The following is a 13,048-nucleotide window of genomic DNA, read 5'->3' on the forward strand; positions in this document are numbered from 1 at the left end:
ATTGAGAGGTTTTAGAATATTTAAAATATCTGGTTGGAACTCAAATATTGCACATTATCATTGCTTGTTCCAAAAAAGTTGAAAAGATGATTAATTTTGTTCGGCCAGTTCCGGTTCCCAGCCAAATCTTTTCATGACCATCTTTATGCGGGCATTGATCTCCCTCTTGTCAAACGGTTTTGAGATATAATCATCGATCCCAAGCTCCATTCCCTTAAGCTTGTCCTCTATCTCGGTCTTTGCAGATATCATTATGACCGCAATATTCCTTGCATACGGGTCTTCTTTCAACCTTTTGACAACCTCATATCCGTCCATGTCCGGCATCATGATGTCCAATAGTATAAGGTCGGGAAGCTCCTCAATGGATTTCTTGACCGCATCCTCTCCATTGTACGCCACAATGAAATCGTAAGGTTCGGTTGCAAGTGAAAGCCTGATAAGTTCTGGGATGTCCGGCTCATCATCCACTACAAGTATCTTGAGCCTTTCTTTATCTATCTTCTTCTGGGTGTATTCGAGATCGATCTTCCCGTCAATGATGGCGTAATGAACATCAAGGCTCTTCATTCCAATATCAGTGTGAAAGTTCCCTTTCTCTGTAATGTCTATTATAATATCGAAGAATGAGCGCATGAGTCCTTCTGTCTCTGGCGGAAGTATGCCTTTGCCAAGCATTGAAATAATACTTCCCTGAGTATCACGAACTTTTCTCTCGAGGAACTTGATAAAATTCTCAATTACCTGTAGGTTATCCTTTGAGAGTACTGTAAGGTCATCAAGGACCATGATGGAACCCGGCTTATCGTCGAAGATCTTCGAAGAATATGACCCTATCTTGATGTAATCGGTTGCAGATTTGCAATAAAATGTATTCGGGTCGTTCTTACCTGGTCCTTCGATATCAATGAACCACATTCTCTCAATTTGGTCGTTGATCTTGAACCCGTACTCCTCGAACTTTTCGAGCACATGTTTCCTTGACGTCTTCAGGCATAACCACACAATGTTCTTTTCAGGATTGCATTTAAGTGCAGAATATGTGTAGAAATAGATCATTCTCTCGCTAAACACATTCAAAGGTGCCAGCATCAGTGTGTTCTTCGATGCCAGTTCTTCACAAAGTGTTTCTATGATCTTAGTTGTTTCTTCCTCAGACATCTTACCCTCATCCACTTACTTAGGTCATTATTGTTTTTTTTGTAATATTAACCTTTTCAAAAAAACCTATCTTTTCAGATGTGAATATACACTTTCAGATCGGCAACAAATGTTCCATTATGTTGATAAGACATTTGTGAATGATATATTTGTGGCACATGGCTCAAAGAGAAAAGAATGCATTTGCATTAAAACTATATAAAAGTAAAAAAGATGCCTTCAGGTCAGGAACACTGACCTGTGGGCGTTTGGCTTCAAGTGCCAAAAGGCATCTCTGAAGTTTTGTGAACTTCTCAATTGAGCTGTTCTTTCAAAAGCTCGACACTGCGTGATAATGCATTGTCCATGCCTGAAGGGTCTGTTCCTCCGCCGCGTGCCATGTTAGGACGGCCTCCGCCGCCTCCGCCGACCATCGTTGACATCTCCTTGACTATGGCACCAACGTTAACACCCTTTTTCACAGCATCATTTCCGGCAGCTGCAACGATCTTCACGCCATCCATCTCACTGATAAGGATTGCAACAACATCATTTTCCTGTGTAAGCTCTCCGGCTGTCTTTGTGAGATCTTCGCTGTCAGCATGAGGTATTGCCTTTGTGATAATGCGAATCCCGTTCACATCTTCAGCATCGTTGACAAGCTGGCTGACCCTTGAGTGTGCAAGTTCTTCCTTGAGCTTGTTGTTCTCTTTCTTAAGTTCCTTCCATTCATCGAAGAATCTCTCGATCGTCGAAGGAAGCTGTTCTGCAGATACTCGCAACGTTTCAGATGAATCGCGTACAAGGGATTCAATATCTTGCATGGCAACAACTGCTGCTTCACCGGCTGCATATTCCAGACGTTCTACGCCATCCTGTATGCGCTCTGTCTTCAGTATCTTTATCGGGCCTACTAGGCCGGTGTTCGTACAGTGCGTACCTGCGCATGCCTCTATATCGTTTCCGACCTGAAGCACGCGTATCATCTTTCCTGGGGGTACTCCTCCCTGATACAGGCGGAACCCGTATTTCTGCTCGGCCTCTGTCCTGTCCATCCAGTCGCTTATGACACGCTTGTTCTTCATGACCGTGCGGTTTGCAATAAGCTCTATCTGGTTGGCCTCTTCCTGGGTGATGCGTTTGTAATGTGAAATGTCAAGACGTGCACGGTCTGCGAACTTCTGTGCGCCTGTCTGCCAGATGTGGCTGCCAAGAACTTCTCTTGCAGCATCATTGATTATATGGGTTGCAGTGTGATGTCTTGCATGTGCCATACGGCGCTTTTCATTAACTCTGCCGACCACCATATCGCCTTTTCGTATGTGCAGCTCGTCCTCTATCTCGTCTATGGTGTGCACAACTACGCCATCATACATCTGGGTGTCAACAACTTTCAGTACAACATCTTCGACCGTAAGGCTTCCGTGGTCTGCTGGCTGTCCTCCGCCTTCAGGGTACATCAGGGTGTTGTCAAGCACTATGTGGTTCTCGAACACATCAAGGACCACTGCATCGAAATCCATTCTGTTGGGCTCATCGTAGAACAGTCTCTTCGTCTTGGGCAACCTTGAGAGTCTGTCAGCGAAAGGAACTACCTTCTCTTCCTTCTCTTCGGACTGGCTATGTTTGTCTGCAACAAGGGAATAGAAATTGTCTGGCAGGTCAACCTCGACACCCGCATCCGATGCCACCGCTTTTGAGATCTCTGGTGGTATACCGTGACTGTCATACATGTCGATGATGGTTTCCAATGGCATTTTCTCACCGCTCTCTTTGTAATGTCTGGCGGATTTCTCCATCATTCTTCTTCCACGTTCGAGAGTTTCCGCAAACTTACGCTCCTCGTGTTGGAGGATGTCCTTGATAACATCGAACCTTTCCCGGAATTCGGAATATTCCGGCAGGTTGTTGATATGCATCTGTACTATCTCAGAAATCGGGATATTTATGTCAAGGTCCTTCATCATCCTGAGGGTTCTGCGTATGACAAGTCTTGCCAGATATCCGGCTTTCACGTTGGATGGTATGATACCGTCACCAAGCATGAATGTAAGGCATCTTGTGTGGTCAGTTATGGCATAGGCGCTCTCAACGGGCTCCATGATGGAGCTGAGCTTGTCTGCAGTGATGCCAATGCTTGCTGCTACCTGTTTTCTCAATTCCAATAGGTTTGCCTTCTCGCTTACGTCCATAAGTCCTGCGAGGCGCGCATTCTGTGAAAGGATAAGTGAATATTCATTGTCCTCTAGCTTGTGTTCGATACCTGCAAGTCCCATCAGTTCGTTCACAATACTGGGGAAAATAGCATCATAAATTGTAGGTGATCCCTTTGAAGCCCAGACCAACCTTTCAAGTCCGTATCCCGTGTCCACTATGTAATTGTCCATCTTGGAATACATGTCACCTTTGATGTCGATATCTCCATTTTTGTCCTTCTTGAGGTTCATGAACACAAGGGTTGCGACCTCAAGTCCTCCAATGAGCACTTCAACACATGCTCCTGCATTTCCACCGCCTGCCCATGGTTCCTCTTTATAGGTGACTGCCAGTGGGTCCGCGCCAAGGGCATTGAGAAGTCCGTCACACAGCTCAAGGGTGTGCTCCTTCCAGTATATTTCCTCGTTCTTCGTGTTGAATGCATGGTGTGCCATCATCTCGAAAGTGGTGAGGTGTCTTCCACTCCTTCCCACTGCATCAAGGTCTGAAAGCCTTATGCATGGCTGGGATATCGTCAGCGGATTCGCGGGTGGGGGAACCTGGCCTGATGTGACAAATGGCTGGAAATCAGCAATTGACGCAATTGTCAGGTAGATATCATCTCTCCATCTGGCGATGACCGGGTATCTTTCTATCCGGGTATGGCCCTGCTCTTCAAAAAAGTTCAGGTAGAATTCCCGCATATCTGGGAGCTCTAACTCTTTTTCGAACACGGGGTTTCCGATAAATGAATAAGGGTCGCATGGTGCATCTCCACAGGTAGACCTTTCCATGTCTCGTGTCCAAAAGAAACTACCACATTTGGGGCACTGTTTTCTAACAAAACCGTTATCAGAGAAAAAATCGATTTGATATTCATCTTCAAGCATAATGATTCCAACTGTAGTCGTTATTCCGTGATCATAATGTGTAAATTAAATAATTAGTGAAACGCGTTCTATCCGTATCCTTCAATGGTTTAAATACATTTCTCATTTTAGCAGTTTATCTTCAAAACTTTACATATGTATATTTCTTATCAATGGCGCATGATGGTGATATTTGTTATTCCTTCTCATAGACGTGTCCACATGTGTACATACTTATCAGCAATACCCCTCATTCTATGGACATGCCTATTATGTGTATGTTCATGAAATTTCTAAATTAGATATGAATAGATGGTGTTCATGATGCAAGCAGTAAAATACATGTCATTGGTTTTCAGAGGCGTAGTGGAAGAATACAACAATACTGGTGTCCGTCCATCTGTCTTTATGGATGCTGCGGGTGATCTCCAGGTCTATATATGTGACCCAATTATCGATGATCCTGAGGTGCCTGAGGGTATCAATGAAAATGAACTGGAGATAAATGGTGGGCAGTTCGTTGGCTCTATTGATAACTCTTTCAATACAAATTACAATAGGATAAGGCCGGAAATGAATATGCCACGTTGAGCATAATGTGCATTTGCTTGCAACAATTCTTTCCCTATTATTTTTAAATTCATACTTCTTCTTTTTTCTATTCTTGTTCCATTAACTATAATACTCCAAAGAACAAAGAATGTACAATGTCAAAACGAATCCTTCTTACCAATGATGATGGCGTATATGCTGCCGGTATAAGGGCAGCTTATCGCAGTGTGTCCGACCTCGGTGATGTCACCGTCTCAGCTCCAGCTCAGCAGCAAAGTGGTGTGGGTCGTTCTATATCCATATTCGAACCACTGCGTATAACCCGTACTACCATTGACGGTATTGAGGTACATGCGATCGGTGGTACTCCTACTGATTCTGTTATTCTCGGCATCTTTACGATCATGAAAGGATTGCCCGACCTGATCCTTTCCGGTTTCAATATCGGCGAGAACATCAGCACAGACACCATTACTACCTCCGGGACCATCGGAGCCGCACTGGAAGGTGCAAGTTATGGTGTCCCTGCCATTGCTGCCTCTTTGCAGGTGACTGAAGAGGGGCTGAAATTCGATGATCTCCGGGATTTCCAGCATGACTTCGATGTTGGTGTCAAATTCGTGAACGGTGTTGCAAAAAAGGTCCTTAAGAATGGTCTGCCTGAGAATGTCGATCTTTTGAACATAAACATCCCTCATTTTGTGGAAAAGGACACTGAAGTTGAAATAACAAGGCTTGCTCGCAAGTTCTTCCAGACGGATGTGGAGGAACGCCGCGATCCAAGGGGACGGCCATATTACTGGATAGCAGGTGACCTTATACACACAGCCGAAGAAGGCACTGATGTTCATGCCATAGAAAAAGGTCACATCTCAGTGACACCTATATCACTGGATGCAACGTCTCCCATCGAGCTTTCTGAAATTGAACATCTGATGTGACCTTGCGGTCAGATGTTCAATATATACGTCTGAATACTCAATTCATCAGAGATACTTTCTCTGATGAATTGATCTCTATATTGAATGCAGGTATGGGATGGTTTCATCTATTTCCATCCCTCTTCTGTAAATATCCAAGGGCTTCCTGTGTGCTTTTGAAGATCGTGACATCCTTGTCCTGTATCAACTTGTTCAGGACCGCGTCAGAGCTGATCGAACGCATGACCTCTGGTTGCACTGTTGTCAAATATACTTTTTCACCTGTTCCTTTTCTGGTAATGATGAAGCTTTTCAACCTCTCTATACCTGTGGTATCGATAAAAGGAACATAACGCATTCTTATTATTATATGAGGCTTGCTCATATGTATGTGTTCATCGACCTTGTTCTCGAATACGGCCATTGCACCAAAGAAGAATGGACCATTTATCGTATATACCGCTACATTATCCTTTAGGTAAGGGTCTGCAAGTATAGTGGCATTTATTCCTTCGGAAGGGTCGTAGCTCTCCATTGACTGGACCTCGATTATGTTGGTCAGACGTATGAACAGCAGTATTATCGAAAGGAACATGCCTGCCTGAATGGCAAATACAAGGTCAGTTAGCACCGTCAATGCAAGTGTAGTCAATAGGACGAACGTATCCATCTTGCTGATATTCATCGTGGTCCTTATCTCATCTACATTGACCATTTTGATCGAGACAAGTACTAGTATACCTGCAAGATATGCTTTTGGAATGTACTGTGCGATGGGTCCGAAGAATATCAATATTCCAAAGAGCACCAATGCATGAATGACTCCTGACATGCGGGTCTTGGCGCCTTCTCTTATATTGACCGCACTTCTTGCGATCGCTGCTGTTGCGGGGATGCCTGCAAAGAACGGAAGGATGACGTTTGCAATTCCCTGTCCTATCAGTTCCTTGTTGCTGTTGTGCTTGGTGTTCGTCATCGCATCACAGACCACGGCACAAAGAAGGGATTCTATGGTTCCGAGAAGAGCTATCGTAAATGCTGCCGGAAGGACCGCATACATGAGTCCTATGTTCATGTCCAGCATGTGGATCTGGGGGATCGTACTTGGGATCTCTCCAACGATGGGTATCTCAAGGTCGAAACGATATGTGAGGATCACTGAAAGTACCAAAGTTATAATGGAGGCAGGAACGTTCTTCAGATATCTTATGTTGGACAATACCTTTGGCAGCAGTAGCATGAGTATTATGGTGCCTGCAAACATGCTCAATGCCAAAATATTCATCATGTCAATGCCTGTGAAAACATCATAAATGGTTTCCCAAACATGTTCACGTGCAGGCAATACCAGTCCGAACACATTGGATAGCTGCCCGATCAATATTATTATGCCGATACCGCTTGTAAATCCGGATATGACCGGCAATGGGATGTATTTTACAACTTTGCCCAGTCTGAATATGCCGAATAGTATCTGGAAAACACCTGCTAAGAACCCTGCTAACAATAATCCTTCAACACCATGGCCATTGACAGTTGATAATACAATAACGGTCATGGCACCGGTTGGTCCGGATACTGAATAACGGGAACCGCCAAAAGTGGATATAAGCATTCCTGCAATAATGGCAGTGTAAAGCCCCATTACCGGCTCTACTCCGGAAGCGATTGCAAAAGCGATGGCAAGTGGGAGTGCCACAACTGCAGTGATAAGGCCTGCTTTCAGGTCGCTCGAAAATGATTCTTCAAAATATTTCTTAACTTTCTGTTCTGTTCTCATTGGATCAAGTCTGTGGTATTTTAGTCCGGGATATTTATCTGTAAATATATAATTCTCATATAATATGTCTGAACGATATCGTAAACAGGGTACTCCAGTATATAGTTTTTGGATATATCCTAACGATTGACGAATAAGATAAACATGTGACTATATTTTGGGAAATCCCCTATGTCATAATTGAGGAGCAATCTTTATCCTTGGTTATGTGGAAAAATTAAGCTAAGGTCAGAATAAAATCTTTGTTCTACTCAATACTATGCTAAAAGTGTCAAAAGCAGTGTAATAATTTGAGTTAATATGTGAATGGTCTTGATTGGTTAAGTGAATAAATGAATAAATGAATGAAAAGATGTTGAATAAATGAATGGACCTGCAATTCCCCTATTCGTTCAAGCTCGCTCTAGAGGGCCGTCTTTTTTCTCTTATCTTTTAAGTTTGATCGTCATCTCTTTCCAGTCTTCTTCAACACCATGGAGTGTCTCCACAGAAGAGCCGGTCATGGCTGCGAGTATCTCGGTAACGAAATGGTTGATCTCTATGTTCTTTCCATCAACTGTAAGTTCTACTTCCATTTTTCACTCTCCTATTATTGTTTTTCCTTTCATGTCCCTGTAGAACGGGACTCTGCGATCCACAGATCTGCGTAGTAGTTCCGGCAGTTCATCCGGTTCTGCTTCTGAGATGTCTATGAGGTTATTGTTGACCAGCAGGCAAGGTTTGAGCTTTCCATCTGCGGTTATCCTGAGTCTGTTGCAGTTGGCGCAGAATTCCGTATTCTCGATCGGTCTTACGAACTCGACCTCTGCACCATCGATGACGTATTTCTTACGGTGGTGCATGTTACGCATGGTAATATTGTTTGCATGCTGTTCAAGTTTTTTCTCTATTTTGTCCGCATCAAGATTGTATTGCGCCCCATCCCTGAAATCCATCACTTGGATTATCTGTAATATCAGGTCGTCTTTTTTACTTCGGACAAATTTCAGCATGTCATCTATCTCATCTTCATTGATGCCTTTGAGAAGTACCATGTTCAGTTTGACCGGTGTAAGTCCGGCACTTATGGCAGCATCTATCCCTTCAAGGACCTTCAGCAGGGTTTCGGGGCTTCCGTGAGTGATGTATGCATATTTTTCAGGATCGAGGGTATCAAGACTGACATTGACACGGTCCAGTCCGGCTTCTTTCAGACTGAATGCGCGCTCTTTGAGAAATACTCCGTTCGTTGTAACTGAAACATCCTTAAGTTTCGGAAGTTGTCGAAGTATGTCCTCGAAATCTTTCCTGACAAGGGGTTCCCCTCCGGAGAACTTGACTTTGTTGACGCCGAACTTTGCCGCAGTGCTGACAATGGTAGAAATTGTCTTTGCAGACATTTCTTTCCTGCTTCCTTCATCACCTTCGCTGTGGCAATAGATGCAATCAAGGTTGCAGCGGTTCGTAATTGAGATCCGAAGACTTGTAACAGTACGTCCGAACCTGTCTGTCAAACTATTGCTGGATGGATTCATGGTCGTGTACACAAAATGATTCTTAAGTTGTGAAACAGATGGTAATCGATATATATAAAACCAACTCAATTAGTTCTATGAAACGATCGGTCCTAATTGCAGGAACACATAGCGGTGTCGGTAAGACGACTGTCGCTATGGGAATTATGGCGGCTCTTACCAAAAGGAACCTGAAAGTACAGCCTTACAAGGTTGGTCCGGATTATATAGACCCCACTCATCATACAGCTATCTGCGGGGTGTCCTCAAGGAACCTTGACACTTTCATGATGGGTGTGGATGGTGTCCGCAGAACTGTGGATAACAGTTACAAAGATGCTGATGTCTCTGTCATAGAAGGGGTTATGGGGCTTTATGATGGTATGGATTCAACGGAGATCGCCAGTTCGGCACATGTTGCAAAGTCACTTGGTATACCTGTCATACTGGTAGTGAACGTACATGGTATGTCCAGAAGTGCCGCTGCTATTGTGAAAGGTTTCACCGAATTCGATAAGGACGTTGAGATTGCGGGTGTTATTCTTAACAGGGTGGGAAGTCCACGCCATGCAAAGCTGATCAAGGATGCTCTTCTGGGTATTCCGATCCTGGGTACTGTTCCGAGGAACAATGATGTGAAGGTCCCTTCAAGGCATCTTGGTCTGCATATGGCATCTGAGCAGGATTATGATGTGGATCTGCTTGCTAGCTTCATTGAGGAAAATGTCGATATCGACACGATCCTATCACTTGCCCGTGAACCCACTAAGCCTGAGGTTGAAGATGAAAGGTGCATCGGAAACATGTCTGAGGTCAGCATAGGTGTTGCTAGGGACAGTGCGTTCTGTTTCTATTATGAAGAAATGTTCGATATGTTCCGCAAATGTGGTGCAAACATTGAGTTCTTCAGTCCTTTGGATGGTGAACTTCCTGAAGTGGATGGCCTGTATTTCGGTGGAGGTTATCCGGAACTTCATATCGCAGAACTTGAGCGGTCAAGCACGACAAAGAAGCTCAAAGACCTTTCTGCAGATTGTATGCCTATCTATGGTGAATGTGGCGGCTTGCAGTATCTGTGCAGTTCCTATGAGATAGAGGATGTCGTGTACAAGATGGCAGACCTTTTCCCTGCAGAGACCGTACAGACAAAGAGGCTTCAGGCACTTGGATACACTGAGGGTATCGCAAAAGGCAAGTTCATAAAAGGACCTGTCAGAGGCCATGAATTCCATTATTCTCTGACGGAATGCGATAGTGATTCACGGCTTGCTTACGAAATGTCCCGTGGTAAAGGCATCATGAACGGAAAGGATGGTATCACGGAGCATAATTCCCTTGCAAGTTATATGCATGCGCACCCTGTCTCGTTCCCTGTGGACAGTTTTGTCGAACAATGTCGCCAGTACAAAAAGAGATAAATCATGATCTAAGGGGTGTTTCTTCTTCCTTTTTCTCTTCATTCCCTTTTTCGTTATTTTTTTGCATTCTGTTCTTGAACCACGTCCTCCTGCTATAATATCCTAAAGGATGTTTTACCCCTTTGCATATCTCATCTGGAGCATAACAGTTGCCGTAGGTTCTCATCGTGTTGCAGGATGGTGGTTTATATGTTGTCCCCGATGAAGTTCCGGCGATGTGTTCTATCTGGTAGCGTGTTTTTTCCTCATCAAAGTCCGGGGAGATGTTGAACATTGCTACCACTTCGTCAACGGACATCCCGATGTTTATTAAGAACGAGGTCATTGCAAATCTCATCGAATGGGCAAGGTTCACTCCGGCACGTACATTTGCGATGGCTTGCGTGATGCATGGTGGGAACAGGTCACTCTCGACCTTCTGGAACTCTCCTACTCCGAATTCGGTCTTCTTCTTTTCCAGTTCTTCACTGATCGTATCCGTATGCGGGATGCAGGCTTCACATATCTCTTTTGGAACGGTTACTGGGAGTGAGTTCTGTATCCGCAGGCGTATGGCCTCCTGAAGCAGGCGGGCAAGCTCTTCCTTGCTTATCTTTACGTAACCCTTCTTCATCTTCCGGTTTACCAGTTTCCAGTTAAGGTCCTTCAAAGGACTTGCAAGTTTGATATAATCCGTAAAATGCAGGTCGAAAAATATGTCATGGGTTTCTGGATTCTCGTAGATCTCCGCATTGATCTTGAAATCAGTGGCCAGGTCCTGTAGGAACTCCGGTTGTTGTGTTTTCAATAAATGGTATGCAGCCTTGGCTTCGGCAAGTGCATATTTTCGGGTCAAAAAAGGATCATCTATGCACGAGACCAGTATCCTTGAAAAAGGGTAGGACAACAGTTCAGTAAGTATCTTTCCTTCTTCTGAACTGGAGGGGGATGGTTTTTCGATCTCGCCTTCAAGTGCTTGTATCACACGTTCCTTTCCTCTTATGCGTGCGGATTCCAGTGCACGTGAGGATAGTAGCCTATCCGGTGAAAATCCGAGACTTCCGACATATTCGGATGCCTCGGAAACAAAGGGGTATAAGGCGAGATGTCTGTTATCCATTTTAGTCTGATTCAATTCTTGGTGCCAGCAGATATCCAATGCTGCCGTTTCCGTTGGCAATGCTGAAATTAATCTTTATAGGGAAATCGTTGCCTAAATGAAGTGAGATCTCGTTGGATTTTGAAGCGGGTTTAATTATGTCTGACAGATAGTCAAGTGAGAACAGTGAACGCACTTCAGACGGCTTGATGTCAATAAGCTGGTCACGTGTCATGGTGAGCTTTACACGGTCGGTGTCACCCTCTGCTTCCATGAAGAAGGATTCTCCCTCAACACCAAGTAACATATGGTCACTTATCTTCTCAGCGGCTTTAACAGCTTTTTGCAGGTCCTTTCCGTTAAGGACTATCTCTGCTGGCAGTTCAAGCTGTGGAATTCTTGGTTCTGCACGTATGGTGGATGGGTCAAGCAGTGAAACTGTGTATGAAAAACCGCCTATCTGGATCTTCAGTTTCTTTGATTCCTCGTCGAGTTCCATCTGGACCTTATCGTCCCTGTCTGCAACTCCTAGTATGTCATTGATCCTCGAAAGGTCCAATCCCAACTCACAGTCGTTTGCTTCAAAGTCATCGAATGCCTCTGGGGTAAGGTCAAAACTTACCATCGCAACGTTTGCAGGGTCGACCGCCCTTACAATAACTCCTTCTGGTGAAATCCTGAACCTTGCTTCGTCCACGAGCACAGAAAGCGTTTCGATCGAATCCTTTAGAAGATATGCATCAATTGTCGCCTTGAACATGTTGTTTCTCCACCAAATAATCTCAATTTCAACTTGCTTATATCATTTCCCATATATATGTTTTCACTGCCTTTTTAGTAAACATATATATTAGTCGTACTCACGCCATGTGAAGCCACATTTGATACATTTGAAAAATCGTGTTTCCGACTCATCGGCAGATCTTAACTGTCTTAGCCACCAGTATGCAGTATTGTTTCCACATTCTTCGCATCTTGCGACCGTTGTAGGCAGTCCTATATCAGTATCACCTTCAAGGACAGTGACCTCTCTTTCCTCTCTTGATGATGTGCTCAAAAGTTCTGGAGCGACATCCTTCGTTTTCTCATATCCACATTTTCGACATTTAAGCGTCCCTTCGATCGGGTGCATCATACTTTTACATTTTGGACAGAATTCCATTAATAACATCTCCTGCATCGTCTATCATTTTTCGGTGGTCGAAAGCCAGTTCTGGCAGTTTTTCGGGATCGAACAAAACTACATCTGCTGCATCTGTGTTCGCTTCCGGATTTCCATGACCTGTCGCGAGATAGCATACGGACACAGTGTGCCCACGAGGATCGCGTGAAGGGTCTGAATATACTCCGATCAATTTAACAAGATCGATAGATAATCCGGTTTCTTCAAAAGATTCCCTGATTGCCGCAGCTTCAGTTGTCTCGCCTACCTCTACAAAGCCACCAGGTAGTGCAAATTCGTTTTTGAACGGATAATTGCTCCGTTTTACGAGTACAATCTTACCATTTAAGATGATTACGGCATCAACAGTCAATAGGGGTGTTTTTGGAACTGGCATTTTTTACATAACCTTATACATTTAGCAAGATACTATATATGAT

The 13,048-nt window shown here is 44.1% G+C and carries 12 protein-coding genes; 3 read left to right on the forward strand and 9 right to left on the reverse strand.

Annotation, left to right across the window (positions count from 1 at the left end):
- Positions 1-90 precede the first annotated feature (90 nt).
- Together PBV53_RS00585 and alaS are read right to left on the reverse strand one after the other, a co-directional pair.
- Positions 91-1,161: a response regulator transcription factor gene (locus PBV53_RS00585; RefSeq protein ID WP_270095263.1), complete on the reverse strand. Its 1,071-nt coding sequence runs from the start codon at positions 1,159-1,161 to the stop codon at positions 91-93.
- 293 nt (positions 1,162-1,454) lie between these two features.
- Complete coding sequence (gene alaS / locus PBV53_RS00590; protein WP_270095264.1) at positions 1,455-4,226, reverse strand: alanine--tRNA ligase; 2,772 nt, start codon at positions 4,224-4,226, stop codon at positions 1,455-1,457.
- A 300-nt stretch (positions 4,227-4,526) separates the two neighbouring features.
- Here alaS and PBV53_RS00595 point away from each other — a divergent pair, with 300 nt between their 5' ends.
- Together PBV53_RS00595 and surE are read left to right on the forward strand one after the other, a co-directional pair.
- Positions 4,527-4,796 (forward strand): hypothetical protein, encoded by a 270-nt coding sequence (locus tag PBV53_RS00595; protein ID WP_270095265.1) that lies wholly within the window; start codon positions 4,527-4,529, stop codon positions 4,794-4,796.
- A gap of 116 nt (positions 4,797-4,912) precedes the next feature.
- On the forward strand, positions 4,913-5,698 hold the full coding sequence (gene surE, locus PBV53_RS00600; RefSeq protein ID WP_270095266.1) for a 5'/3'-nucleotidase SurE: 786 nt from the start codon (positions 4,913-4,915) through the stop codon (positions 5,696-5,698).
- Between the two features lie 103 nt (positions 5,699-5,801).
- On the opposite strand, the gene PBV53_RS00605 is transcribed toward surE, so the two are convergent.
- The 3 genes from PBV53_RS00605 to moaA all read right to left on the reverse strand — a co-directional run bounded on the left by PBV53_RS00605 (position 5,802) and on the right by moaA (position 8,971).
- Positions 5,802-7,457: a SulP family inorganic anion transporter gene (locus PBV53_RS00605; RefSeq protein ID WP_270095267.1), complete on the reverse strand. Its 1,656-nt coding sequence runs from the start codon at positions 7,455-7,457 to the stop codon at positions 5,802-5,804.
- Between the two features lie 425 nt (positions 7,458-7,882).
- Positions 7,883-8,032: a hypothetical protein gene (locus tag PBV53_RS00610; RefSeq protein WP_270095268.1), complete on the reverse strand. Its 150-nt coding sequence runs from the start codon at positions 8,030-8,032 to the stop codon at positions 7,883-7,885.
- A 3-nt stretch (positions 8,033-8,035) separates the two neighbouring features.
- The gene (gene moaA, locus PBV53_RS00615; protein WP_270095269.1) at positions 8,036-8,971 is read right to left on the reverse strand and encodes a GTP 3',8-cyclase MoaA; all 936 of its coding nucleotides are present in this window, start codon (positions 8,969-8,971) and stop codon (positions 8,036-8,038) included.
- A 77-nt stretch (positions 8,972-9,048) separates the two neighbouring features.
- Between moaA and PBV53_RS00620 the strand changes: the two genes are divergently transcribed.
- A complete protein-coding gene (locus tag PBV53_RS00620) occupies positions 9,049-10,368 on the forward strand; it encodes a cobyrinic acid a,c-diamide synthase CobB (protein ID WP_270095270.1) in 1,320 nt (439 codons plus the stop codon).
- A 1-nt stretch (position 10,369) separates the two neighbouring features.
- Here PBV53_RS00620 and priL read toward each other — a convergent pair whose 3' ends face one another.
- From priL to PBV53_RS00640, 4 genes are all read right to left on the reverse strand, one after another.
- The gene (gene priL / locus PBV53_RS00625) at positions 10,370-11,467 is read right to left on the reverse strand and encodes a DNA primase regulatory subunit PriL (RefSeq protein WP_270095271.1); all 1,098 of its coding nucleotides are present in this window, start codon (positions 11,465-11,467) and stop codon (positions 10,370-10,372) included.
- Between the two features lies 1 nt (position 11,468).
- Positions 11,469-12,206, reverse strand: a complete 738-nt coding sequence (locus tag PBV53_RS00630; protein WP_270095272.1) for a DNA polymerase sliding clamp — start codon at positions 12,204-12,206, stop codon at positions 11,469-11,471.
- Positions 12,207-12,296: 90 nt separating this feature from the next.
- The gene (locus PBV53_RS00635; RefSeq protein WP_270095273.1) at positions 12,297-12,608 is read right to left on the reverse strand and encodes a transcription factor S; all 312 of its coding nucleotides are present in this window, start codon (positions 12,606-12,608) and stop codon (positions 12,297-12,299) included.
- Complete coding sequence (locus tag PBV53_RS00640; protein ID WP_270095274.1) at positions 12,586-13,005, reverse strand: NUDIX domain-containing protein; 420 nt, start codon at positions 13,003-13,005, stop codon at positions 12,586-12,588. The genes PBV53_RS00635 and PBV53_RS00640 overlap by 23 nt, the downstream gene beginning before the upstream one ends.
- Between the last annotated feature and the right edge of the window lie 43 nt (positions 13,006-13,048).

It is taken from the genome of Methanococcoides alaskense, assembly GCF_027594145.1.
GTDB classification, from domain to species: Archaea; Halobacteriota; Methanosarcinia; order Methanosarcinales; family Methanosarcinaceae; genus Methanococcoides; species Methanococcoides alaskense.

Excerpts from the sequence above, each read along its gene's own strand:
- PBV53_RS00585 (WP_270095263.1), bottom strand. The coding sequence starts at position 1,161 with ATGTCTGAGGAAGAAACAACTAAGATCATAGAAACACTTTGTGAAGAA.
- alaS (WP_270095264.1), bottom strand. The coding sequence starts at position 4,226 with ATGCTTGAAGATGAATATCAAATCGATTTTTTCTCTGATAACGGTTTT.
- PBV53_RS00595 (WP_270095265.1), top strand. The coding sequence starts at position 4,527 with ATGATGCAAGCAGTAAAATACATGTCATTGGTTTTCAGAGGCGTAGTG.
- surE (WP_270095266.1), top strand. The coding sequence starts at position 4,913 with ATGTCAAAACGAATCCTTCTTACCAATGATGATGGCGTATATGCTGCC.
- PBV53_RS00605 (WP_270095267.1), bottom strand. The coding sequence starts at position 7,457 with ATGAGAACAGAACAGAAAGTTAAGAAATATTTTGAAGAATCATTTTCG.
- PBV53_RS00610 (WP_270095268.1), bottom strand. The coding sequence starts at position 8,032 with ATGGAAGTAGAACTTACAGTTGATGGAAAGAACATAGAGATCAACCAT.
- moaA (WP_270095269.1), bottom strand. The coding sequence starts at position 8,971 with ATGAATCCATCCAGCAATAGTTTGACAGACAGGTTCGGACGTACTGTT.
- PBV53_RS00620 (WP_270095270.1), top strand. The coding sequence starts at position 9,049 with ATGAAACGATCGGTCCTAATTGCAGGAACACATAGCGGTGTCGGTAAG.
- priL (WP_270095271.1), bottom strand. The coding sequence starts at position 11,467 with ATGGATAACAGACATCTCGCCTTATACCCCTTTGTTTCCGAGGCATCC.
- PBV53_RS00630 (WP_270095272.1), bottom strand. The coding sequence starts at position 12,206 with ATGTTCAAGGCGACAATTGATGCATATCTTCTAAAGGATTCGATCGAA.
- PBV53_RS00635 (WP_270095273.1), bottom strand. The coding sequence starts at position 12,608 with ATGGAATTCTGTCCAAAATGTAAAAGTATGATGCACCCGATCGAAGGG.
- PBV53_RS00640 (WP_270095274.1), bottom strand. The coding sequence starts at position 13,005 with ATGCCAGTTCCAAAAACACCCCTATTGACTGTTGATGCCGTAATCATC.